The 23,263-nt window shown below is 63.0% G+C and carries 18 protein-coding genes and 5 pseudogenes; 8 read left to right on the top strand and 15 right to left on the bottom strand.

Going from position 1 to position 23,263, the window contains the following annotated elements:
* Positions 1–30: 30 nt before the first annotated feature.
* The 8 genes from BST13_RS34405 to BST13_RS34370 form a co-directional block, all read right to left on the bottom strand.
* The gene (locus BST13_RS34405) at positions 31–567 is read right to left on the bottom strand and encodes a hypothetical protein (RefSeq protein ID WP_083170187.1); all 537 of its coding nucleotides are present in this window, start codon (positions 565–567) and stop codon (positions 31–33) included.
* 298 nt (positions 568–865) lie between these two features.
* Positions 866–1,087 (bottom strand): antitoxin, encoded by a 222-nt coding sequence (locus tag BST13_RS34400; protein ID WP_083170185.1) that lies wholly within the window; start codon positions 1,085–1,087, stop codon positions 866–868.
* A gap of 112 nt (positions 1,088–1,199) precedes the next feature.
* Positions 1,200–1,559: a type I secretion protein TolC gene (locus BST13_RS34395; RefSeq protein WP_083170183.1), complete on the bottom strand. Its 360-nt coding sequence runs from the start codon at positions 1,557–1,559 to the stop codon at positions 1,200–1,202.
* Positions 1,556–3,184 (bottom strand): PPE domain-containing protein, encoded by a 1,629-nt coding sequence (locus tag BST13_RS34390; RefSeq protein WP_083170181.1) that lies wholly within the window; start codon positions 3,182–3,184, stop codon positions 1,556–1,558. The genes BST13_RS34395 and BST13_RS34390 overlap by 4 nt, the downstream gene beginning before the upstream one ends.
* A 13-nt stretch (positions 3,185–3,197) precedes the next feature.
* Positions 3,198–3,503, bottom strand: coding sequence for a type VII secretion target (locus BST13_RS34385; RefSeq protein WP_083170179.1), 306 nt, complete (start codon positions 3,501–3,503; stop codon positions 3,198–3,200).
* Between the two features lie 69 nt (positions 3,504–3,572).
* Positions 3,573–3,878, bottom strand: coding sequence for a hypothetical protein (locus BST13_RS34380; RefSeq protein ID WP_083170177.1), 306 nt, complete (start codon positions 3,876–3,878; stop codon positions 3,573–3,575).
* Between the two features lie 10 nt (positions 3,879–3,888).
* Entirely contained in the window at positions 3,889–5,409 is a 1,521-nt protein-coding gene (locus BST13_RS34375; protein ID WP_083170175.1) for a DUF4226 domain-containing protein, read from the bottom strand.
* Positions 5,410–5,644: 235 nt separating this feature from the next.
* Positions 5,645–6,520, bottom strand: coding sequence for a DUF2637 domain-containing protein (locus BST13_RS34370; RefSeq protein WP_083170173.1), 876 nt, complete (start codon positions 6,518–6,520; stop codon positions 5,645–5,647).
* Positions 6,521–7,110: 590 nt separating this feature from the next.
* On the opposite strand from BST13_RS34370, the gene BST13_RS34365 reads away from it, so the two are divergent.
* Positions 7,111–9,066, top strand: coding sequence for a hypothetical protein (locus BST13_RS34365; RefSeq protein WP_083170171.1), 1,956 nt, complete (start codon positions 7,111–7,113; stop codon positions 9,064–9,066).
* Positions 9,067–9,091: 25 nt separating this feature from the next.
* On the opposite strand, the gene BST13_RS34360 is transcribed toward BST13_RS34365, so the two are convergent.
* Positions 9,092–9,346, bottom strand: a complete 255-nt coding sequence (locus tag BST13_RS34360; RefSeq protein ID WP_083170170.1) for a hypothetical protein — start codon at positions 9,344–9,346, stop codon at positions 9,092–9,094.
* A 130-nt stretch (positions 9,347–9,476) separates the two neighbouring features.
* Between BST13_RS34360 and BST13_RS34355 the strand changes: the two genes are divergently transcribed.
* Positions 9,477–9,803, top strand: coding sequence for an ArsR/SmtB family transcription factor (locus tag BST13_RS34355; RefSeq protein WP_425437091.1), 327 nt, complete (start codon positions 9,477–9,479; stop codon positions 9,801–9,803).
* Positions 9,804–9,932: 129 nt separating this feature from the next.
* Here BST13_RS34355 and BST13_RS34350 read toward each other — a convergent pair whose 3' ends face one another.
* Both BST13_RS34350 and BST13_RS34345 read right to left on the bottom strand, forming a co-directional pair.
* Complete coding sequence (locus BST13_RS34350; protein ID WP_083170169.1) at positions 9,933–10,574, bottom strand: hypothetical protein; 642 nt, start codon at positions 10,572–10,574, stop codon at positions 9,933–9,935.
* The gene (locus BST13_RS34345) at positions 10,571–11,551 is read right to left on the bottom strand and encodes a ParA family protein (protein WP_083170168.1); all 981 of its coding nucleotides are present in this window, start codon (positions 11,549–11,551) and stop codon (positions 10,571–10,573) included. The genes BST13_RS34350 and BST13_RS34345 overlap by 4 nt, the downstream gene beginning before the upstream one ends.
* Before the next feature lie 1,664 nt (positions 11,552–13,215).
* Between BST13_RS34345 and BST13_RS39555 the strand changes: the two are divergent.
* Positions 13,216–13,798 (top strand): annotated as a pseudogene (locus tag BST13_RS39555) (IS3 family transposase); the annotation flags it as partial.
* On the opposite strand, the pseudogene BST13_RS34335 reads toward BST13_RS39555, so the two are convergent.
* The 3 pseudogenes from BST13_RS34335 to istA all read right to left on the bottom strand — a co-directional run.
* Positions 13,789–14,268, bottom strand: a pseudogene (locus tag BST13_RS34335) (IS3 family transposase); the annotation flags it as partial. The pseudogenes BST13_RS39555 and BST13_RS34335 overlap by 10 nt on opposite strands.
* Positions 14,269–14,733: 465 nt before the next feature.
* Positions 14,734–15,545: pseudogene (gene istB, locus BST13_RS34330) on the bottom strand (IS21-like element helper ATPase IstB).
* A pseudogene (gene istA, locus BST13_RS34325) lies at positions 15,542–17,066 on the bottom strand (IS21 family transposase). Before istA ends, istB begins: the two co-directional pseudogenes overlap by 4 nt.
* Positions 17,067–17,595: 529 nt before the next feature.
* On the opposite strand from istA, the gene BST13_RS34320 reads away from it, so the two are divergent.
* The 5 genes from BST13_RS34320 (at position 17,596) to BST13_RS34300 (ending at position 22,494) form a co-directional block, all read left to right on the top strand.
* Entirely contained in the window at positions 17,596–18,024 is a 429-nt protein-coding gene (locus BST13_RS34320) for a nuclear transport factor 2 family protein (RefSeq protein WP_083170167.1), read from the top strand.
* Positions 18,021–18,938 carry an NAD(P)-dependent oxidoreductase gene (locus BST13_RS34315; protein WP_083170166.1) on the top strand — a complete coding sequence of 306 codons (918 nt, stop codon included), beginning with the start codon at positions 18,021–18,023 and terminating at the stop codon, positions 18,936–18,938. The genes BST13_RS34320 and BST13_RS34315 overlap by 4 nt, the downstream gene beginning before the upstream one ends.
* Positions 18,939–19,110: 172 nt before the next feature.
* Entirely contained in the window at positions 19,111–19,926 is an 816-nt protein-coding gene (locus BST13_RS34310; RefSeq protein WP_211296257.1) for a mycofactocin-coupled SDR family oxidoreductase, read from the top strand.
* Positions 19,927–19,993: 67 nt separating this feature from the next.
* Entirely contained in the window at positions 19,994–20,737 is a 744-nt protein-coding gene (locus BST13_RS34305) for an SDR family NAD(P)-dependent oxidoreductase (RefSeq protein ID WP_142282914.1), read from the top strand.
* A gap of 263 nt (positions 20,738–21,000) precedes the next feature.
* Positions 21,001–22,494 carry an APC family permease gene (locus BST13_RS34300; protein WP_158087250.1) on the top strand — a complete coding sequence of 498 codons (1,494 nt, stop codon included), beginning with the start codon at positions 21,001–21,003 and terminating at the stop codon, positions 22,492–22,494.
* A gap of 565 nt (positions 22,495–23,059) precedes the next feature.
* Here BST13_RS34300 and BST13_RS40005 read toward each other — a convergent pair.
* Positions 23,060–23,149 (bottom strand): annotated as a pseudogene (locus BST13_RS40005) (hypothetical protein); the annotation flags it as partial.
* Between the last annotated feature and the right edge of the window lie 114 nt (positions 23,150–23,263).

The raw sequence follows: 23,263 nt of genomic DNA, 5'->3' as shown, positions 1-23,263 counted from the left end.
GACGACCGTGGCGCTCGGGCTTCGCGCTTTCTACAGCTCGTAGACACCCGTGATAGCTGGCCTGATGAGTTGGCGCCAGCTCCCTCCTTTGCCCCAGCACCAGGCGATCGCGTCGGGGATTCCGAGCAACAGTTCAGTCTTGTCGCTTCGATGTTCGTAGCGCAGCGTGCCCCGACAGCCGGCCCTGCGGGTGAACTCGATGAGCTGCTGATTATCGAAGCTGACCAAAGTGTCGTCGCGATCAATAATTAGCAGGGTTTCCGGGCCGCTCGCGTGGTGTTCGACAAGCGCTTCAAGGCACTTAGCCCGGCGCTCGTTATTAGTGCGGTAGCGCTTACCCGCCACATAGACGTTCGCCTGGACCTGCGCGGCGACGATCTCCGCGGCGATCTCACGCTTCCGTCCCTCGCTCTCGTCCTTCATGTGCAGGTACCGCTGACCTGGCAGCAACAGCCTGCGAACGACCTGGCGCAGCGCCTGAACGTCGTCGGCGCCATGCACACTAGCCACAACTACATAGCTGCTCCGTGGCTTGGTTTCATCGACGTAGATGTGTCGGGCGGTCATCGGTTCTCTCTCATTGTCAGCGTTAGGCAGGTCTGTCCAGTCGCCCCTTCCGGGCTTCACTGGCCTGCCCGAATGGCTTGCCAACATGAGGTGGTGCGAGGGCCACGCCAACAGATGACGCGGAACACAAAGCCTGACAGCTCCTCAGAAAACCGATCCCGCCAAGCACCGCAATATCACCCCAGAGGGTACAAGACGGCCTACTTTCCGACTTCCTACGACGCGCCGAGAACGCACCCGATCCGGGTACCCGCTCTCCATCGTTGAATATGCCGGACAGGGAGATCCCTTTGGCTCGTCACAGGCCCGCAGCTTGGTTCGCTTGATAGATCTGCTGCGCGTGGTCGGCAATGTTCAGTGCGGGTACGGTGTGAGCTGTGTAGTCCTGCAGGGCAATTCGAAGATGCTCGTGACCTGGTGCCTGTTGATACTGCTCTGGCCTGTCGGAGCCTTTGGCCTCGGCGGCGGCGACGGCGTGCACCGCGCCATCCGACGTGACGGGCATTCTTTCCTTTGGCATACCATTCATCGTGCTAACAGTCGGACCTGTTCTACGTTGCGAAAACCGGGACATCCAGGGTCGTTGGGTTTGTGTGCAATGAACGGCGCGAGTGCCTCCGCCTAGGGAGGCGTCAGTCGGGTAGCTCGACGTACGGCACGCCAAGCACGTCCGGTTTGAACCGAGGGTCGCCGGGCGAGAGGTATTCCGCGTAGAGGTTGCGGACCTGCTCGGCGAACTGTGCGCGGGTTCGGCGCAGCGCTTCGGTCATGATGCGTTCGAGCTCGGTGTTGGTGTATTTCTGCAGGGCGTCGTCGTCGACCTCGAACACTTTCAGGTCGCCGTTCTCGTCGAACCGGACCGTCACATCGGGGTGGACCTGGTCGAGGGCGATTTTCTCGCACGCATCCATCCAGGCGCGGTTGCGGGCGCGCCAGTGCGCGATCCCGTCCTCGATGCGCGCTACGTACTCGTCGTCGGACAGCTGCGTCATTTCTTGTCCCCCTCAGACTGTTTGACACTGCGTGCCTCGCGGCGGCCTTTTACCGGTTCGGTGTTCGGTTGCTCCTCGATGTGTAGCCGACGCTCTGGATAGAGGCGTCGGTCATCGTCGGAGCCGCCGCCGCGGCCGCCGGGGGCTCCCATCATCGGTGGCATCATGCCGCCGCCCATCGGTGCCCCGGCCGTTGGGGCGCTGGCCGGTGCCGGTGGGCTGACCGTGGCCGGGGCCGCGGCGATGGGTGCGGTCGTGCTTGCGGTGGTGGCGGGTGCTGTCAGCGGGCCTGATGGTGCCGATGCTGGTTCGGTGTCGCCGGGCATTCCACCACCGCCGCCCCCGCCGCCGAAGCCGCCGAAATCTGGTGTGCTGCTGGATAGTTCGTCTCCGCTGCCCAGTTCGGGTGCTTTTGCGGACATGGCTGAGGTCAGGGCGCTGGCGCCTTGCGTGACGCCTTGGACTGCTTGGTTGCCGACTTCCTGGAGTTTCTGGCCGGCGCCGGTCACGGCCCCGAGTACTCCGCCGATGGCTCCGGATACGCCGCCGAGGACCGCGGGTAGGACGGTTTGCATCATTTGGGATGCGGTGTCGGTGGTGCCGTCTAGTGCGGGATCGGACAGCGGATCTGTCGCCGATAGCGGGTCAGCGGTGTCTGTGTCGGTGCCGAGCTCGTTGGCAGGGTCTGCGCCCGCGGTGGTCGTGTTTGGTGCGGCTGCGGTTTCGTGAGGCTGGTTTCCGGGTGGTTGTGGCGTGCCCGTCGGGCTGGTGTTGGCGGCCGCGGTGTACTCGGCGAATCCTCGGGTGGCTTTCTCGTTGGCTTCGGCGAGTTTGAGTTGCAGTTCGGTGATGGTGGCCGAGTAGCGGCCCATGCTGCCTGGTTGTGAGTTGGCGACGTTGGCCGCGTGCAGGCGGCGTTCCAGGTCGGTGAACGTTTCCGGTGTGGGGATGGTGGCTTTGGCTTGGCGGAAGTTCGCTGCCTGCGTCCGTGCGTGTGAGGCCAGTGAGCGGGCGCGTTCGGCGTGTTCGGTGTAGCGGGTTTGTAGGCCTGACATGTGGGTGTCGGCTTGGTCGGCGGCGGTCGACGACCAGTTGTTGGTGGTGTCGGTGCGTGCCGATCGGACGGTCGTTGCGGCGTTGTCGAGTTCGGTGGCCCGGTTCTCGAGGGTGGTCGCTGCCTGGTCGAGGCTGTCGGCGCCCGGGCCGCCGTGGATGAGTTGGGCGATCTCGTGGCCGGTGGTGGGGATGACTCCGGCTGGTGCCGGTACTGCCGGCGGGGCCGGAAGGTCGGGGGCGGTGAACGTCGGAATGTTGACCGAGACAGGGGCCGTCGACGCGGGGGTGCTGCTGTAGGACAGGCTGCGCGAGGACGCGGTCTCTTGTTCTTCGTATGTGGCCGCGGTGGTGGTCAGCCGCGTCGACGCGGCGGCGGTCCGCATGTTCGACGATGTCGTGTCGATGTCCAGGCCGCCCATCAGAGTGGCTAGTTGAGTGGTGACCAGCACCGAGGTCGCGTCCGCGGCCGGCGGCGTGACTGTCGCGCCGGACGGGGCGGTGGGTGCCTTGTCGAGAACGGCGCTCGCGCCGCGCACCCCGTCCGGATCGATATCGACGTTGTTGCCCATACGTTGCGCCGATCTAGGTCGACAACGCCTTGCTGTTGGCGTCCTCGGTGTCGCTGTAGCTTTGCAGGTCGCGGCGAATGTGCGAGGCGACACCCGAGGCGAAGGCGCTGAATCGGTCGCCGGCCTCGCTGCGGGCCTTGAGTGCCGCGGCGTACTCCTGCCCGATCGAGGACGAGCCCAGCCTGCCGAACGCGCCCTTGGCTTCGGTGATCGTGTCGTCGTCGACGTGCAACCGCTCACGGGCGGCGTCTGCTTCGGAATCCCACCACGCGGCGTGGTTGTTCCACTCGTCGGTGTCGAGGTGCAGCGACTTGCTCATCGGTTTCCTCCTGCCGTGCTCATTGGGCGCATTTACCTACCGTAACCACGGGTTTCTGGTTATGCCGTATCAGAAAGTGATGTTGCGGCGGCGGTATTCGTCGATCTCTGAGGCCATGGGGTAGGCGGCGGTTCCCGGGGCGATGTTGGCGCCGCGCTCGTTCATCGCCGCCAGTGCGTCACAGCGCACCCGCATCAACGCCACTTTGTACAAGTGCAGGACGCGTTCGGAGAGTTCTTCGGCGGTCCAGGTGGCGTTGACTTCGGGCTCGATCTGCACACGAGGCACTTCGTTGGCGTCGAGCTCGACCATGAGCGCGCCGTCGCGCGAGGACTCCACGTAGGTTTGCTCGGTGGTCGTGGCTTCAGGGTGCATCGGCGTTCTCCTACACGGATCCGGCGCCGGTGGGTCGCGCGGATGCGCCCGGCGCCTGGGTCCAGCCTAGAAAGTCTGTGCGGCTGCCGAGTGCACTAAGTGGCTGTACCTGCCCATCCAGCCAGATTTTTCGGTTGCCGAGCGCCAGGATCGGTTCCTGGGCGTCGAAGTAGCCGAGCTCGCCGCCCTTCATCAGGTTCGGGTCAACTGGTGCGGTCACGGCGGTGCCCGGGGGTGGCAGCTGGATGTTGTGCGCGGCGTACGCCGCGGTCACGCCCATGCCCTTGTTGATCACGTCATCCATGACCGCTTTGGTGGTGGGGTCGGGTGCCTTGAACACTTGGTCGCCGGCTCTGACGGTCAGGTCGGGCTCGGCTGGCTGTGCCTTGGCGGTTTCCGGTGCGGCGGTTTCCGGTGCGGTTTCGTTCTTGGCCTTCGGGTCGCCGGCGAGCGGGTCAGTCGGTTTGGTCGGCGGGGTCGGCGGCTTGTCGTCCTTGAACTCTTCTTTGGGTTCGTCCGGTTTCTTGTTTTCGTCGTCTTTGAAGTCGTCATGAGGTGACTTCGAGGCCTCGTCGGCCGGTTTGTCGGTGAAGCCGTCTTTGGCGAGGCCGGCCAGGCCGCCACCCAGCGACCCGAGCAGTGAGCCGAGATCGCCGCCCGGTAGGCCTCCGCCGCCCATTCCTGGCATCATCTGCGGCAACGAGCTCAGTCCAGCCAGCGCCGGGCTCAGCGCTGACAGCGGATCCATCATGCCGCCGCCCAGTGGGCCGAGGCCGGCCAGCGGATCCTGCACGGGGTCGCCACCGCCCGCCGGGGGTGTGCCGCCGACCGCCGCGGGGTCGCCACCTCCCCCACCGGAACCGCCACCGCCGCCAGAGCCGCCGCCCTGGCCGCCGCTGCCGCCGGGGTCGTCGTGCTCATTGCCCTTGGGCCCGGCTGTGCGGTATTCGTCGCCCAGTTCCTTGAGGATCTGAGCTTGTGTGGCCGAATCGACGTGTGCATCCGCGAGGATCTTCTGGACCTCGGCGAGTTTCTCGTCGAGGAATTTCTGGAAGGTCAGCAGTCCGGCCGGGTTGTTCAACGCGTCCGGGCCCATCTGGGTCTGCTTGTCCTCGATCTCCTTGAGGATGCCCATCACCTTGTCGTACGAGGCCTGATTGGCCGCGAAGATCTCCTTGAGCTTGGCTGCCAGCTTCTCATCGATCGCTGAAACGCCCGCGGTGCCCTTGCCGTAGTCGTTTCCGGCTTGATTCGCGCCAGCTGGGAGGCCACCGCTGGGCTGGCCGGGCGCCGCGGGCGGCGGCGGAGGTGGTGCGGCTGGTGGCGGTGGAGGGGTTGCGACCGGAGCATGGCCCGGGGGCAGTGGATAAGTCGGATAGGTCGTCCCCCCTCCCCCGCCGCTGCCGCCCCCGTCGATCGTTGGTGCGACAACCGGTGACTGTGGAGGTGGTCCGAACAGGTTCCCCGCCGCGCCCACCAGCTTGGTCACATTCGAAACGGAGTCCATCACGACGTGGTCGAACGTCACCACAGACCGTCCTTTCGGCTTAGACAGACCAGCAACCGACGAGCACCGGTGCTGTTGTCATGACGCTAAGGACACATCACGGGTTATACGACAGTCGTCGACCACGAACTTTCGAATACTCCGCAGCCAGGTTGACAGATAAACACGTAATCGCCCGCCGTATCTCATGAGACGTGGCGCGCAATAGCTTTGGTGGTGCGGTGGCCTGGATATCGCCACGGATCCTGCGTGTGATTTGTCAGTCGGCAGCCTCTGCGGCCATACCCACCCCCAGCACGGCGGACACCTCGTCGCGCACCCTGCCCACCACGTCATGGTGCCGATCGACCATCCTGCCGATCTCGCGCAGCTTCAACGGTGGTTCAGTCTGGAAAAGCAGCCGAACTATCTCGGCGACCTTCTCCTCTGGATAGCTGGTCAGCCTGCCGCCAGCCTGAATCCGCGCCGCCACCGCGTGTGACAGTGCCGTCACTGCTCCGGCTGAATCCGCCACGACAGTGTGCGCAACGGCCGCCGCCGTCGCGAAGTCCTCATCCTCCGGGCTGAACGCCCACAGTCGAGCCAGCAGATGGGAACACGCCAGAAGTGCGATCGGAGGGATGCAGGACATGCCGGCCCCCAGCCACATGCCCGCCGTCACGGGCCCCTGCGCCTGTCCTGTCATATGCGGCAACAACGGGTGAATGAAGTTGGCGCCCATACTGACCACTGCCCCGAAGACGAGGACGGACCACGAATAGACCACGTTGGCTTTCTGTCCGGTGTATCCACCGAAGGCCACCAGCGACATCGTCGCGACGATGATCATTCCGTCGACGATCAGCGGCCACATCCATGCGATGTAGGAAGGCCATGCGAGCTGGGACGCCAAGTCCCACAGCGACCAGAACGACAAGAAGAACGACCCGGCCGCGATGAACACTGTCACCGTGACCGCGCTCTTGCGGGCGCGCCGCAGCATCAGCAGCTTCTCGGCTGCCCGGTCGACCTTTCGCGTGGCTGCCGCCGTCGGCGTAGCGTCTTGCGGCGTCGCTGCGGGCTTCGCGTGTGGAGACGGCGTCGGTTCTGCCGGAACGTCGAGTGCCGGTGTGGGCCGCTCATTGAGGAGGGTCATTCGGGCTTCCCTTGCGTAGCTCTGATCTCGACTCGAAGTGTCAGCTGTAACCCAGGCTTACGCGACAGCCAAAGCAGATCTGCAGCGTTCCAATGGCGGCCGTGATGAGTTCGGGTTCCTGGGCTGGTCATCCCGCCGTTGCTGGGGCACCACGCGAAGGAGCCCCAGAACCCTCGGAGCGGGGGCTGCGTACGTCCCCTGTTCGACAATTAACGGGCATGACCAGCGTGTCTGACCGGTTTAACCGGTAATTCGTGCCAAACTCTGCGTCAACACGAGCACCAGGAGGCACACCTATCACTTCACGATGCGCCGAACGCGGCCCCCAGCGTACGGCGCCACAGGGTCCAAAAACCAGAAATCCCCGCCGAAGCGGGGAAATCCGAAACCTGAGCTGAAGCGCCAACTTCCGTTCAGGCGACCCGTCACAACCGAATTCTCAGACACCGATTTTGGGGCCAGCCGCAAAAGGCTGGCTCCAGGATAAAGGACGCCCTTGTGAGCCGCAATGAACGACACTCCATCGTAATACTGGCGCGGTCAGTTCGGCCCAATCAGCCTGCCCCGCAACCGCTTTCCGTCACCAGCCCGTGACCACGGCGGTCCTCCCAGCTGACCGCAGGCCGCTGGCCTGCCCGCCGGACCTCGTGTGGAAACGGCTGGCACGACTCCTTGCTGCGCCCGGGCGCAGCCGGATGCGACTGTGGAATCCCGGCACGGGGAAGTTCAGCGATACCGCGAAACACTGCGAGCGACTTCCGAGCCGGCCCGCTGCGCTCTATCTCTACTCACGTCGCCGTACGCAGACGCTGTGGTTGGACTTCGATGCCAAAGTGCACGGTCCCGCAGCCGTGGCCGCAGACCTGGCCAAGGCCGCCGAATGGATCACCGAATGCGGCGGTGTCGTGCTCACTGATCGATCCAGCAGCGGCGGCCGACACTTGATCTGCCCACTGGCCATCGGAACATCCGCGTCACTCGACGAAATGAACCACCTGGTAAGGCATCTCGCCGCCCGGCTCCCCACTCTCGACATCACCCCGAACACCAACGCCGACACAGGGTGCATGACGCCGCCGGGATCACCATGCCGCGAAGGTGGCTACCGCCAGCTCGACGGAACCCTCGACGCCGCGGTCGAGGCCTTCACCACCCGATCCGATCCCGCCCTACTGCCACGGTTACTCGTGCTCCTAGGTGCTCTGAACCCACCAGAGCGCCAGCGCGCGACAACCACCCCAGACACGCCGTCCGGCGCGATCGAATACACCGTGGGCGCCGGCGACGACCAACGAATCAGTGCACCCTACGTCCGCCACGACCCACTGCCGGCCGACGTCGCCGCCTACGCCACGCACGGAACCATCAACCCAGCGCGAACCACATGGCAGTCCAACCACGAGGCCCGCCAATCCGTGGTCGTCAACGCCATCGCCCGCGGCCACAGCCTGGCCACCCTGCGCGACATGATCAGACCGAACGGCCCCTGGAGCCAAGGGCTCGGAGCCGCCTACGGCCGCTACGACCACCGCGGCGACCAGGCCCTCGCACGCGATGTCGCCAAAGCATTCGACTGGTTGATCAATAACGTCTTAAAGTCCTCTCCCCCGCGGCACAAGACAAAGAACTCACCGGGGGGATACACCCTCGGACCGCGCGGACCGAAGGATCTTCGGGACTGGCTCGCCAACGCAACCGCCTGGGCGGACCGTGAATTCGCGGGCAAGAGGTATCGCTGGACAGTGCACGCCGTTCTGCAGAGCGTCGCCTTCTATGCTGTGGTGGCCGGAGAACAACGATCAGGCACCTGGCTGGTAGGTGTTGGCGGCCGAGCGCTCTCATTGAGCTGTGGACTCCTGAGCGAAGACACCATGTGGCGCGTCCTCGCAGACCTTCGGGAAAGACCCGGCGCGCCCCTAGTCCTGGTCAGACACCACATTGGCACCGAGGCAGACGTCTACGCCCTGACCACCCAGAACCGCGTAACCAACGACCCCGCCGCCGCGGAACGGATACGCATCGAACCAGTGCATAACGCATGGCTCGTCCTGGGACACCACCTGCGCCGGGTCTACGAACTCGTCGCCCACCACGGACTGACCAAGAAGGCCGACATCTACGCGGCGGCCGCGGTGCCCAGAGCCACCGGCGACGCCATGGTGATCGACCTGGAAGTAGCAGGCTTACTCAAACGCACCGGCCGGGGCGCGGTCACGCGGGGGCCCGTCGAACTCGACACCATCGCCAACAGCCACCATCTGGACGAATACCGGACTGCTCGGCTGCAACGGCATCAGGCAGAAAGAGCCGCCTGGAAAGACTGGCTTGATCAACGCGAGCAAGCCCGCAACGGCGCACCCGACGCGGACACCCATGAACACATGGTCGCCCCTGGAACGTCGCAGGTTCACGACGAACCAACTGAACACGCCTACCTAGATCTCATGATGTCCAACGGTCCCCCACCGATGGACGACATCGACATCGAGCGAGAAGCGATACACATGATCGCCGACCTGCTAGGCGGCCGCGTCGTCGCCGCGTAGAAGACTGGGCTGACCCGCTCGTCTTTCAGGACGCCTTGGCCGTCTCCAAGGCTTCGCCGTTCTTCTCGCAATACTCGTGAGCCTGCTTGATCAGCTCCGTGACGAACGGTTCGAGCAGCACAGAGACCTTGACGCCCTGGGCTTCTGCGAACTTTGTGAGCGCCTGGTGATCGAGTGCGCTGACCCGCTTCGCCACCGTTTTCTCGCTGGCACGAGTCTCGTTGTGTCGCCAGTTCCTCCGGCGACGCGGCGCCTTGGCGACGCCCGGTGTGTCCGGCATATGCGCACTCCCCGTTCAAAGTCGCGATACTCTGCGTAATACCCGCTCTGAACAGGTATTACACGATCTGTGTAACAGAATATCAGTAACAAGTAATCTGTAACAGAAATCCTGTAATAGCATGTCAGGCGTGTCGTCGTACGCCCAGTCCGAGAGAGTCCAAGAACTCTCCCGGGTGGTGTTCGGCCAGAAACATCGCCTCGCCGTCATGGCCGCCATCGCCCAGAGCGACGGCCTGGTCAACCCCAGCGACCTCGCGATGGAACTCGGATTCGCCGCACAAAGCGCCATCCAGCAGCCACTCAAAGACCTCACCACTGCCGGCCTGATCACCCGACAAGACGGGATGGGCCGCGTCTACTACCGCCGAAACCCACACACAATCTGGGACGCCGCCATCGAATTGCTCGGCCAAGCCCTGGCCGTCGACGTCAACCCGCACGCCGTACAGGGTTGATCGGCCCGGACGCAAAGCTCATCCGGTAGATACGACGCCTGATCCAGATCCGTCGACAACCTCAAACACCCATGGGCGACCGGATCCAGCCCGCAGCCCAAAGGGTAGGCGGGCCGGATCCCCCTGGGCTCACTGAGCTTTCGCGTCTTTCTTGCCCGGCAAGAACGCGTTGAGGACCGGGGCAATCCACGTCGAGCGCGTATCGAACCCCAAACCTTTGCCGATCTGGTCGATCACCGCTTCCTGCTCCGGCGTAGGGCTGAACGAGATCTGTGAACTCCCCCCGCCCAGATAACGCACCGCCGACGGATCAGCCGGGAACAATTCGTTCACCGGAGCAGTACTGTAGCGCGACTCCCTAATGATCTGATCGAGCTTGTCGGCCTTGTGCATGGCACTGATCGCCTCCAAGACCACCTGCAAATTGGTCGATTTGTTGTCATGCCGGTACTTCTCGAACCGCTTCTTAACACCGGCCGTCACGTACACAGCTGAGGCCGGCTTCGTCCGCGTCCGGGGCCGGCCAGGCTTACGTGTGGTCGGAGCTTGAGGTGGCACCCGAACCGGCGCCACTGCTGCAGGCGGCGGCAAGACCGGTTCCGGATCTACTTCAGGAACCGGCTCACTGCGCTCCCGACGGTCCGGCACAGGCGCCAGCGGAGGGGCCGCAAAGTCTCCGACAAGATCAGCCAAACCGGCACCGCGGCTCTTCGGTTTCGTGATGTCGCCGAGGTCCTCCGCAGGAAGCTCCTGCCGGGTCAACTTACTCATGGCCAAACTCCTTCTTGGATCATTTCGGCGCGGATCTGCGACCCGCGTCTGAGAATCTCGCCCGTCAACTCTGCAAAGTCCTCGGCCACTCCGACAGACGTCTTACTCACGACGGCATTGGCGTCGGCCTTCCCTCTCCGGATAGCCGACCTCGACGGATTGTTCGCGACTTCCAACTCGAGTTCGTGTGCCAGTCGACCAAACTTCGGCACGTCCCGGCCGACAGCTTCCGAATGACGAATGAATGCTTTGAGCATCACATCCTCGTTCTGCCCCAGGTCCGCCGCGACATTCTTACCGTGTTCTTCGCGGATCTTCTTCGACGAGATCCCTGACGCGAACACGCAGCAGCCCAACAACATCACGTACGGGTTGAGCTCCCGCATCGCCCGCAAGTCACCGGCTACCTCCCGCAATCCAATTCTCGACAGGTCATCGGTCTTCATCGGGATTACCACGAAGCGTGCCGCACATAGAGCTGCCTGTAGCAACAGCTGGTTCTCCGGCGGCGAGTCGATGAATATAACCCCGTACCGATGACTGATCTCCTGAAGGGCCATGGCCAGTGACATCAACACTTGCTTGGCTGACTGCGTGTTGCCCATCTCGGCGGCCATGACTGGCGCGATGCGCCGGACATAAGGCCCGCCAGGAACCACGTCCAGCCCAGGCCGAACATCGCGCACCGGGCTCAGCGCAGCGCCAGCAGTGATAGCACTGTAGAGATTTCTGCCCTTGTCGTCAGCCTCAGTATTGGCGAAGCCCAACATGGTCGCGACATTGCCCTGTCCATTGAGATCGACCAGGAGAACCCGAGCGCCGTCAGAGGCCAGAAGCGCCGCGCCGTGCGTCGAGCATGTCGTTTTGCCTACCCCACCCTTGCCGTTCGCGAACAGATAAACGTTGCCTAGCCTGCTCCAATTGACCGCGGGTTCTACGGTCCCAGAATCATCCCAAGGGGCTACGCTGCTAGTCATGTGGGCGCCTCACTCTGCGAATATCGGGAGTTCCGCGCGCCTGCTGAACCGCACCACCGAAGGTGCTGCACACCATTCACGCTCATGGTTCACAAAGTCTAAGGCCACAAACGCGACACACCGGGCGACGCCACGCGTGCCTCAGTGCATGACATCGGACCAGACCGCCAATCAGTACTCGACTGTTGCCTTGCCCACGTCGCACTGCAGCAAACATGACGGCCAGCCACGTGAGGCCCGACATGACCAGGCATGTACGGGCACCCATCGCAGCCCACATGACGACGCCGACCCGGGTGCGTATCCGTCGAAGGCCTCGCATCCATGCCACGCCACGAGCCTCTGTGTCCACTCCCAGGCGCACGCAGCGCTCAGTTCGATGCAGTGCCTGATCCAAAATCATTGGCAAATCCCCATGTCACGCCACGTGTGCAACCCGGAACGATATTCAGATACATACCTGACTCAATACCTGACCAGATACCAGCACTCATACCCGCTCTCGGGTATGGCCACATACCTTCGGGGATACCGGGCGCATCGGTCGGTTGCCCACCTTTCTCCATGTTTGGCGACGCCTGGCACAGGGTGTCGCGATGGATAACAGCTATCAGATTTGTCATCGCGCATTGGATGCAGTCGTTGCTGCAACAGCGTGGCGGGTATTCGGGAAGATACCTTTTACAATTCGGCGTGTCGCGTGTGTTGCAACGCCGGTCTGCGCCGTTAGGAACGCACTGCTCGTCACCCATCTAGCGATGTCCATTCCCATCCGTATTCAGACTTGCCAGAGAATCCCACAATTGATAGTTGACCCGACCACGCCGCAGATACTGTCTGGCACCTGCACAGCGGTATTCGGCGCAATAAGAGGACGGGCAGGCGACGCGGTTCGGCTGCTGATGGCATGCGATGTGCGCTCGTCCGCTGCGTGCCTGACACGGCATCACGTCGCGCATCGCAGTGAACGCGCAATGCGACAGCCGGTCCGGATCCATGTTGTTCATCACGCCCGTGTGCCTACATGGCGCGCAGTCCAGCTACACATCCGGGTGGACATCAGTGCAGCCATATCATGGTTTGTGCGCCGAGCCGACCGACACGAAATGTGATCCGAGATTCGAACCGCCGCCTTCGCCAAAACGGGCGACTCTGCACAACAACGCGTTGTGCAGACCGTCTGCTGGGCTAGGGGAGTGGCCAGCACTCTGGACGGCACCGCCCACTCCCACCAGGCCTTTTGTCAGGAACGGGCACTCCTCCAGCCTCCTGTAAAGCACGGAAAGGGTCCTGGCATGCCCTCAGCCGCGCCGAACAGCTCGCCGGGCATCAGCTATCACCCACCGCGACGTTTGGGCCTGTACGTGGCCACCAGAAAGTTTTCCCAGGTTGCCGGAGCAGACCCTCGGGCCGGCATTGGGTCGGCAGCCGTCCCGAATCAACTGGTGGCAGGGAACGAATGAGCGTGCGGGGCGCCCTCTGCGCATCCTCTGGGGAGGAGGGGAGCGGCCCGTCACGCGACGTGCTCCAGGTCGTACCCATCCCACGCGCCGAAATGCAGCTTGAATTCGCCAACAGGACTTCGTGCGAAAGAACGGGACCGGCCCCCGGTTTGGTTGACTCCTGACCTTTGAAGATTCGTCCTTGCTGGAAGGATCAATCTCGTGTCGAAACCGTTTCCCGCCGAGTTCCGTGCTGACGTGATCGCTGTGGCCCGCAAGGGTGAGGCGCGGTTGCGTCAGGTCGCGAAGGACTTCGGGATCTCGGAGGCCTGCTCGCATCGCTGGTTCTAGATCGCTGATCGTGAGGACGGTGTCGATAAGCCCGGGTCTGAGCTGCGGGAAGTGCACAAGCGATCGAGCAGGATGCCGAGGTGATGCGTCGCACAGCGTGCTACCTGTCCCGGGGTGCCAACCCAAAATGACGTACCCGCTGGTTCTCGACCTTGCCGACGACGGTGTGCCCGTCACGGTGACCTGCCGGGTCCTGGGGTTCTCCGCTCAGGCGTTCTACAAGTGGCGTAAAGCGCCCGTGTCACACGGGGGTTGGGATATGCGCACTCGATCAACGCCGCGCGTGACATCCATGCTGATGATCCCGCTTTCGGGTACCGGTTCATCGCCGATGAGTTGCTCGGTCGCGGGATCACCGCAGGCGAGAACCGCGTTGCGCGGGAGTGCTCCCAGGAGCGCATCTGGTCGATCTTCGCCAAGAATCGTGGACTGAACCGTCGATCATTGCGGGCGGCGCCGGTGGTAGGTGCGCTCGATCCACGACACGATCGCCAGACGCAGTTCGGCTCGGGTAGCCCAGCATCGTCGGTCGAGTACGTTGCGTTGTAGAGGGCGAAGAACGACTCCATGGCGGCGTTGTCCCCGCACGCGCCGACACGACCCATCGATCCATGTAACCCGTTGCGCGACAGCGCTTGAACGAACTTTCGTGACCTGACCTGACTGCCCCTGTCGGAATGGACAATCGTTGCGACCGGAGAGCACAATGCCACGGCATAATCCAGGGCCGCCACCGCCAGTGAGGACTTCATCCATGAGTCGATCGAATAGCCCACAATTCGATTGGAGAACACGTCCTTGATGGCGCACAGGTAGAGCTTTGCCCTCACCGGTGCGGTGCTCGGTGATGTCGGTCAGCCATACCTGGTTGGCAGCCTCAGCGCTGAACAGACGCTCGACGAGGTCGTCATGGACCGATGGGCCCGGCGCTCTCGGCAAGCTCATCCCGGTAGAGTTCGAACAGCTCCACACACCAGTCGCAACCGGCGACCTGAAATCACACCCCGCGAGTCGACTGAAGTCGGGGCAGTCCCGGGGCTGATCACAATCGTCTAGCGGGCCCTTTAAGCTGGGCGGCCGCTCGCGCTGGCGCCGACCACCATGGGGGAGGCCCGGGATGTTCGGTCCCGCCCGCAGACGAAGCCCACGGCCGCCGAAACAAACAGTTGGGCAATGCGTGGTGGCAGGCGAGTTTGAGGTGTGAGCACCCCAATGCCGCTGAACCAGACGTTAGGTGTCAAGTTGCGAGACCGCTTCGGGGCCAACCAACGAAGCCAACAGAATCGAACGAAAAGGAGCGAGGGAGTGGTGGAGCCGACTCGGTGTCAATGGCCAGGTTGAAGTATCCGCTGGTGGCCAGATGAAAGTATCCACCCCGTGCGGTAGTTCCTAAGTTGGTGTGGGCTGCTCCTTTCGGTGTTTGGCGTCTTTCATGCGGTAGGAGTCACCGTTGGTGAGGATGACGGTGGCGTGGTGCAGCAGCCGGTCGAGGATGCTGACGGCGGTGGTCTGTTCGGGCAGGAATCGGCCCCACTGTTCAAAGGGCCAGTGTGACCCGATGGCCAGGGAGCGGCGTTCGTAGGCGCCGGCGACGAGTCGGAACAGCAGTTGGGTGCCGGTGTCGTCGAGCGGGGCGAAGCCAGTTCATCGAGGATGATCAGATCGACTCGTAGGAGTGATTCGATGATCTTGCCGACGGTGTTGTCGGCCAGGCTGCGGTAGAGGGTTTCGACGAGGTCGGCAGCGGTGTAGTAGCGCACCTTGAGCCCGGCGTGGATCGCCGCAGTCCCCAACCCGATCAGGGTGTGGGACTTGCCGGTGCCGGCTGGGCCTATAATCGCCAGGTTCTGTTGTGCCCGAATCCATTCCAGACTCGACAGGTAGTCGAAGGTCTTAGCCTGGATCGACGAGGCGGCCACATCGAAGGACTCGAGGGACTTGGGAACGGGAAACGCCGCGGCCTTGAGACGGTTGACCACGTTGGAGGCGTCACGGGCCGCCAGTTCGGTCTCGACCAGGGTGCGCAGGACCTCCTCGGGTGTCCAGCGTTGGGTCTTGGCGGTGATCAGCACCTCTGGTGCGGTGCGCCGCACCGCGGCCAGTTTCAACCGCCGCAGCCCCGCGTCGAGATCGGCAGCCAACGGTGGAATTGATTTCGGTGCAACGGGTTCGGTGTCTGTTATGGGTTGGGTCTTGGTCACGGGATCACCTCGCCGTCGGTCACCGCTGGTGTGATCTTGTAGGCGTCCAGGGACCGGGTCGGGGCGACGGGCAGGTCCAGGATGAGCGCGTCTCCGGCGGGGCGGGGCTGGGGTGCTCGGGTCCCGGCGGCCAGGATGGAACGCACGTCGGCGGCCCGGAACCGGCGAAACGCCACGGCCCGGTGCAGCGCCGAAATCAGGGCGTCGGTGCCGTGGGCGGCACCCACTGCGAGCAGGATCTCCAACTCCGAGGCCAGCCGGGTGTTGCCGATCGCCGCGGCACCCACCAGGAACGCCTGAGCATCGGCACCGAGGTCGCAGAACTGCTTTTCCACCGTGGTCTTCGGGCGAGGGCCGCGGATGGGAGCTGGCCGTGGTCCGTCGTAGTGGTCATCGAGGATCGAGGTGCCGCCGGGTGCGACGAGTTCGTGTTCGGCCACGATCACCCCGGTCGCCGGCTCCAGCAGGACGATCGCGCCGTGGTCGAGCACCACGGCCACCGTGGTGCCGATCAACCTCATCGGCACCGAGTAGCGGGCCGACCCGTACCGGATACAGGACAAGCGGTCGACCTTGCGCAGCACCGACGGTGCCCCGATCTGCAGCCGCAGTGATGGGAGTGGTTGCAGCAGTTCACGTTCGACGATCAACCGTTCGTCGGGGATCGCGCAGATCTCCGAATGGGTTGCGGCGTTCACTTCGGCGCACCACACCCGCGCCGCGGCGTTCGCATCACGCGCAGAGTAATCGGCCTCCCGGTGACAGCGCCCTCGGTCAACAAGGGCACGGCCAGATCGTCCTGGGCGTACCCGCACAGGTTCTCCACGATGCCCTTGGACTGCGGGTCGCCGGCGTGACAGAAATCGGGGGCGAACCCGTAGTGACCCGCCAACCGGACGTAGTCCGGGGTGGGGACGACGACGTTGGCCACCACGCCGCCCTTGAGGCAGGCCATCCGGTCGCGGCCAGCACCCGCGCAGGCACCCCGCCGATCGCCGCCAGCGCTTCGGCGATCAAAGCCAACGTGGTGGACGCCCGCTGATCGGTGGCGAAACACACGAACCGCCACCGCGAGAACGCCAGCACCGCACAGAACAGGAACAGCCCCGGCGCGACCTGGGCCCAGTCGATCACCAGATACTCACCCGGCTCCCATACCGCCGGGCGCCGGCCTCGATGATTAGCGCTGCGCCACAACGCTTTCGCATCGGCTACCAGGCGGCGGAAGTTACGCGCGGACCCCTCGTAACCAGCGGCCCTCGCGATCGGCAGTAGCCGCTTGGCCGAGATGCGACCCTTCGATTTATCTACACGCTCGGCGACCAGATCGGCCACCGCATCGTAGTTGTGTGCCCGTTCGGTCCGCGGTCGCGGCGGCACGCCGGCCTGATCGGCCTCGAACCTGTCCACGACCTTCTTGACAGTGCGGTGGGTGGTGCCGCACGCCTCGGCGGCGGCTCGGTAGGACCCGAGCTGGCGATAGGCAGAAATGATGTCCATACGGTCCCTCGCAGACTTCAATGGAACTCCCCGGTGGTGATGGCAATTGGTTGGCGCCTTCACCGTCACCATCGGGGCCCGCAGTTCCTGATCGACATGACGAACACGGGATGGCCACTTTTACGTGGCCAAAATCGGATACCTCGACTTGGCCACCAGTGGGTACTTTTTCATGGCCACGGACACTCGGGGGCGGGTGTCCACACGGATACGCGCAAACAAACGACATCCGATCGCGCCCGACGGGAACTACCGCTCCACGCACTCACCGAGGACAAGGCTGCACTCGCTTTGCCGCCCAGTTCGGTAGATCAACCCCATTTGGGGAGGCGACCTGGCGGTCGTGCTTCATCTTGTGAGTAAGCGCTTAGTATGGTACCGTGAAGCGGTCAGGCCACGCGAGCAGCGTTGGCTAGCTGATACGGGGGATTCCGGCCGTAGTCGTCGATTGGTGCAGGGCAATTGCATGTATACGTGATGGGAATTAGCGCTGAATGGTGACAACTGAAAAACGGAACCAAGATCGCTACCGCAAATAGGAGAGGCGAGGATGGCTGACCAGTCAGTGATTGAAACTTTCAAGGCCCAGATCTCCGCAGTCGTGACTGAACGGGACCTCGATCTATTCAGCACACTGATCTCCCCAGGCTGCGTGTTTAGGGATATCGTCGAATCTGAACCGCGGGTCGGGCGTGATAAGTTCCGCGAGTACCTCAGCGGATTCCTGAACGATCTCAACGACATCAAGTACGAGTATGTGAGCCTATTCTGCGAGGGCGAATTCGTCGCTGCCGAGATAGACGTTGACACGCTATACACCGGGGAAGGTGCAGAGCCGGGCGGTACTCGGGTGACCATTCGTTACTGCATTGTTGATCAAATTCGTGACGGGCTGGTGCAGCGCGAGACGGTGTATTGGGACCCGGAGCAGTTGGCCCGCCAGCTTCCCGCGACGACAGATAGTGGAGGAACCGCATGACGAAAGTGCAACAATCGTCGGAATCGAACACCAGCGTGACGGTCCTCGGGCTGGGGGCGATCGGTGCCGCCGTAGCGCGGACACTGGCCTCCGCTGGCAAGACGGTCACCGTGTGGAACCGGTCGGCGGACAAGGCGCAGGCACTCGCCGAAGCCGGTGCGACCGTTGCCGCCACGCCTGCAGAGGCGATCGCCGCCAGTCCGATCACGGTGGTCTGCCTGTGGGACTACCAGTCAACTGATGACATCTTCCAGCAAGACGGTGTGGCGGAAGCGCTGAGGGGCAAGGTGATTGCTCAGCTGTGCACCGGCAGCTCGGAGGAAGCGACCCGTCAGGCGAACTGGGTCGAGGCACGCGGTGCGTCCTTCCTGGCCGGAGGAGTCATGTGTTTTCCTCGGGCAATCGGCGCTGAGGACACGCGCATCCTCTACTCGGGCGACCCGGCCGTGTTCCAGCAGCACGCTGATCTGCTGAGCGTAATCGCGCCGGCGCAGAAGCATGTTGGCAACCGGGCGGGAGACGCAGCGCCGGTGTACCTCGCACTGTGGACCTTCTATTTCTCCGGACTGGGCGGATTCCTCGACGGTCTTTCCCTTCTCGCCGCTTACGATCTGACGAAGGACAACATCCGGGAACTGGTGGCGCCGATGGCCGCCAAGTTGGTCGACGGAGTCCAGGATCTGGTTACTCGACTAGATTCGGGCAACTTCGTCGGAGACCAAACGAACATCTCCAGTATGGCCAGCGGACTCAGCTTCTCATGCGATCAGATTCGAGAGAAGGGTATCCAGCCCCGGATGCTGGATTCCTTTGTGGAACTGTTGAAGGCCGCAGAAGATCTCGGACGAGGCCAGGAGGACGTCGCCGCGGCCGCGGACTCGTTCGTGTCCCAAGCCGCCAGTGCACGAGTGTGACCCTGATCTGACGGCTGGTTAACTCGGTTGCCGTGCGGCCGGGCCGAAATGCCGACGGCAGACTCAACGATGCATTTGCCGTAGGCATTTCGATATCCGCCACGACGCTAGCGGTAGCCAGGCATTGCCGAACATTGTCATTGCTGAATAGTTCCGTGACGAAGCTGAGAGGATCTTCGTGGGGCGAGTCGAAGGCAAGGTCGCGCTGATCACCGGTGCGGCGCGAGGCATGGGGCGCGGCATGGCACTGCGACTGGCCGAAGAAGGCGCGGACATCATCGCCTTCGACATGTGTACCGACTACGACGTTCTGACCTATCCAATGTCGACCGAGGAGGATCTCGCCGAAACCGCGCAGTTGGTCGAACGGCGCGGGCGCCGGGTGATTACCCAGAGGGTCGACACCAGGAATTTGGAGCAGCTCAAAGTTGCGGTTCGCTCAGCGGTCGGACAGATGGGAAAGCTGGACATCGTCTGCGCGAATGCGGGCATCTGGGGCTGCCAAACCTGGGATGGTGTAACACCGGAACTGTGGACGACGTTGATCGGGGTGAACCTCACGGGCACGTGGCATACGTGTCAGGCCACGATTCCTCATTTAATTGGCACAGAGCCTGGTTCGCTCATCATCACCGGGTCCACCTCGGCGGTAAAAGGGCAACCTTTCCATGTGGCCTATGCGGCGTCAAAGCACGGCGTGGTGGGCGTCATGCGCTCGCTAGCCAATGAGCTTGCGAGTAAAGGAGTCCGGGTCAACTGCGTGCATCCGACCGGTGTCAGTACGCCCATGCTCGCCGGTGGCGCATCCCTCGAAGAGCTCATCGCAGGTGACCCGCACATTGGGCCGATCTTCGCCAATGCATTGCCCGATGTCGAGGTGGTGGAAGCAATCGACGTCAGCAATATGGTTCTGTATCTCGCCTCCGACGAAGCCCGTTATTTGACTGGCGGCGAATACCGGGTTGATGCGGGAAATCTGAATCGATGACAACAGGACCCACTTGGCATCAGGCCGAGGGCCGCACTATCCGTAGACGCCAATCGAGGTGGATGCGATGAAGGTTGCCCTGGTTACTGGTGGAACCAGTGGCATGGGCCTTGCCATCGCGGAGCGGTTGCTCGCTGACGGGTACTGTGCTGCAATCGCCGGTCGCGACCCGACTCGGCTCGAGAGGGCGATCCAACAACTCGTCAGCGAGCACCTGATCGGGATCTCTGCAGATGTCGCCGTCCCAGCCGACTGCGAACGGATCGTGGCAGATACTGTGGCTCGGTTCGGACGGATCGATGCAGTGGTCAACGCGGCCGGAATCTACGACTACGCTGCGCTCGAAGAGATGACCATTGACACGTGGGACCACGCTTTCAAAGTCAATGTTCGAGGCAGTTGGTTGGTTAGCCAGGCAGCGCTTACGCATCTCCGCCATGCCGGTTCCGGTGTGATCGTCAACATCTCATCGATCAACGGGCTGATGGCCGAGCCCAGATCGTCGGCATATAACGCATCCAAAGCGGCATTGATATCGTTGACGCACAGTATGGCCGTGGAATGGGCGCCCTACAATGTCCGCGTCAACGCGCTGGCGCCTGGCTTGATACGTACGCCGATGAGCCAATCCTGGATCGCCGCTATGACCGATAGCCAAATTGCTTCGATGTTTCCCATGCCGCGCCTGGGGGAGTCCGCTGAAATAGCTGACTTGGTGGCGTTCCTGTGTTCTGGTCAGTGCCAGTACCTCACTGGGGAGGTCATTCGTGTGGATGGCGCGATGCTCGCCCGTATTCCCGGGATTCATTGACATGTTCTGGGGTGGGAGAAGTTGTTCGTTGGTGCCGAGGCTAGAACCCGTGCATCGAGGGTCAATTGGACGATTGTCGCGTGGAAGTAGAATTTCAGCAAGTAGTGACATAATAAGCGCTCAGTGCCGGATGGCTGGGGGTTCATCGTGGCAGCGGAACTCGTTCCGCCTAATCGCACAGGCAGATCGCTCGAATTGCATATCGGTGGGACCCGGATCGGGCCATAGCGGGACTAAAAATGAGCGATAGCCGCCCGAGAGCCGTGTGCCGATCGTTCAGTCCAGAAGGAGAGTTGATGGAGTTTACTGGTGCTGTTGCCAACGGTGGGCCCGCGGCCGATGTAGATGTGAACCCGCATGCACTCCGCGGAAATCTCAGCACATTCCACATCCTGTTTGGAGTGCTTGCCTTTCAGGGCCCGCTGGTGTGCGTAGTGGCGTTCATACCGGTGGTGATCGGGTACGGCAACGGTCTCGGCGCACCGGTCGCGTACCTGTCTGCGGGAGCCCTAATTGCTATGTTCTGCGTCGGGTTCCTGAAGATGTCACGGCACGTCAAGAATCCCGGGGGGTTCTACTCGTACGTCACCGAGGGGCTCGGGAAAGAGCTCGGCCTTGGCGCCTCGTTCTTGGCGATTGTCGGCTATACCGCATTCCTCCTTGGATTCTATCCGTTCGTCGGCGTGCTGCTCAACAGCTTCGTGACCGAGGTCTTCGGTGGGCCGGACATCCAGTGGTGGGCCTGGGCAATTCTGTCGCAGTGCCTGGTGGGCATCCTCGGCTACTTCAATATCCAGGTCGGGGCGCGAGTACTCACTGTGCTCATGGCCTTGGAAGGCGTCGTGATCGTGGTCTTCGATGCCGTGGTGATCGCCAAGGGTGGCGCGACCGGGCTGTCGGGGGAGTCATTCCTTCCGGAGAACGTGCTCTCCGGAAGTATCGGTGTCGCGCTGATGTTCGCCGTGATCGGCTTCAGTGGCTTCGAGGTCACGGTCGTCTTCCGCGACGAGGTCCGCGACCCCGAGCGCACCATTCCGCGCGCAGCGTTCCTGTTCACCGCGGTGGTTGCCGTGGGTTACAGTCTGACCGCCTGGGTGCTCATCGAGGCGGTGGGGCCGGCGAAGATCCTCGCGGACGCCGCGGCCGACCCAGCCGGTACAGTCCTCGGTGCGATCGAAACCTACCTGGGGACCATAACCGTGCACCTTGTCGCTGCATTGCTCTGCACCAGCGCCTTTGCCGCGCAGTTGGCGATCCACAATGTGGTCGCGCGCTATGGGTTCAATCTCGCGGTGGACGGCGTGGCACCCAAGCGTATGGGCTTCCCGCATCCCCGGCACGGTTCCCCGCATCGCGCATCCATCGTTCTGTCTGTCCTGATTGCGCTTGGGTTTGTGACGACGGCTCTGTCTGGTGCCGACCCGACGTCGGTCTACGCTCAGTTCTCGGGTGTCCTCAGCTATGCCCTCATCATGTTGCTGGTCATGACTGCATTGTCGGTGCTGGTGTTCATGAAGCGGAATAGTGCCGCTGCCCGTGGGTGGCGCCGTTGGATCGCGCCGGCACTGGCGCTGGTCGGTCTCGCAGTTGTGCTGTGGCTGGCGACTACCAATATCTCGCTGTTGATCACCGGCGGTCCTGGAGTCGTTGCGGTGGTGTTCGGCATTCTCTACGGCTGCCTGGTGGTGGGTGCAGTATATGCCAGGGTGCTGAAGCGCCGGTGCCCCGAGACTTACGCCAAGATCGGCCGACGGTAACTAGGGGACCGTCCCGACGCGGGCGGCCCATGGGTTCTGGGCGGCGCAGCTTCACCGACTGCAGACGACGGTTCGGCGTTGTGGCTGGGTGATCGATTTTTGCGAGCAGGTCACACTGAGGCGTGGCGAGCAAGCTCCGATAGATCGACTGCGACGACGTCAGGTCAACCGAGACCAGCGAGGCCAATGGATCGTTGAAACCGGCGAACCGTCACGTCGTCGGCACGCGGCGATCAGAACGCGATGCCGCGCGTTGCCAGCGGATCATGGAACGCAGCCAACCGCTCCGACCCCGGTGATCGTTTCAGCCGGTCCGGCTACCACTCCCATCCACATGTGACCTAGCTCGACCAACAAGTCGGCTACCAGTCGCGCCCTTCGGCACTGTCGGGGGACGATCGCCGACCAGGTCGCCAAGGTGGCGTTAAACTCCTGGTGACGTGGCCCGGCAGTGGACTCGACACCATTTCTGCGTCGTGGCACTGGCGCGCCGGGCTCTGAATCAGGCCAGCGACTCGGTGTTGATGGCAAATCGGTAGCGCACGTGGCTGGCCAGCACCCCCTCTTATGCCTCGTTGATTTAGTTGGGTTCGATCACTTCCCTATTGGCCTGAACGCCGTGTTCGGCGCAGAAGTCCAGCAATTCCTGGATTTCTGTCGGCGGCAACTGAATACTGACCAGAGCGCGGCAAGGTGAGTTCTAGTCAACGTCGCAACAACGGCGGACCACTGGAGGCTAACAGCGCCGCGAATAGGTCTGCGGGGCAAC

Origin of the sequence: Mycobacterium aquaticum (genome assembly GCF_002086485.1) — a bacterium.
GTDB classification, from domain to species: Bacteria; Actinomycetota; Actinomycetes; order Mycobacteriales; family Mycobacteriaceae; genus Mycobacterium; species Mycobacterium aquaticum.
The sequence above is the reverse complement of the archived record's forward strand: the minus strand, read 5'-3'. Positions and strand labels throughout refer to the sequence as shown.

Excerpts from the sequence above, each read along its gene's own strand:
- BST13_RS34405 (WP_083170187.1), bottom strand. The coding sequence starts at position 567 with ATGACCGCCCGACACATCTACGTCGATGAAACCAAGCCACGGAGCAGC.
- BST13_RS34400 (WP_083170185.1), bottom strand. The coding sequence starts at position 1,087 with ATGCCAAAGGAAAGAATGCCCGTCACGTCGGATGGCGCGGTGCACGCC.
- BST13_RS34395 (WP_083170183.1), bottom strand. The coding sequence starts at position 1,559 with ATGACGCAGCTGTCCGACGACGAGTACGTAGCGCGCATCGAGGACGGG.
- BST13_RS34390 (WP_083170181.1), bottom strand. The coding sequence starts at position 3,184 with ATGGGCAACAACGTCGATATCGATCCGGACGGGGTGCGCGGCGCGAGC.
- BST13_RS34385 (WP_083170179.1), bottom strand. The coding sequence starts at position 3,503 with ATGAGCAAGTCGCTGCACCTCGACACCGACGAGTGGAACAACCACGCC.
- BST13_RS34380 (WP_083170177.1), bottom strand. The coding sequence starts at position 3,878 with ATGCACCCTGAAGCCACGACCACCGAGCAAACCTACGTGGAGTCCTCG.
- BST13_RS34370 (WP_083170173.1), bottom strand. The coding sequence starts at position 6,520 with ATGACCCTCCTCAATGAGCGGCCCACACCGGCACTCGACGTTCCGGCA.
- BST13_RS34360 (WP_083170170.1), bottom strand. The coding sequence starts at position 9,346 with ATGCCGGACACACCGGGCGTCGCCAAGGCGCCGCGTCGCCGGAGGAAC.
- BST13_RS34350 (WP_083170169.1), bottom strand. The coding sequence starts at position 10,574 with ATGAGTAAGTTGACCCGGCAGGAGCTTCCTGCGGAGGACCTCGGCGAC.
- BST13_RS34345 (WP_083170168.1), bottom strand. The coding sequence starts at position 11,551 with ATGACTAGCAGCGTAGCCCCTTGGGATGATTCTGGGACCGTAGAACCC.
- BST13_RS34320 (WP_083170167.1), top strand. The coding sequence starts at position 17,596 with ATGGCTGACCAGTCAGTGATTGAAACTTTCAAGGCCCAGATCTCCGCA.
- BST13_RS34315 (WP_083170166.1), top strand. The coding sequence starts at position 18,021 with ATGACGAAAGTGCAACAATCGTCGGAATCGAACACCAGCGTGACGGTC.
- BST13_RS34305 (WP_142282914.1), top strand. The coding sequence starts at position 19,994 with ATGAAGGTTGCCCTGGTTACTGGTGGAACCAGTGGCATGGGCCTTGCC.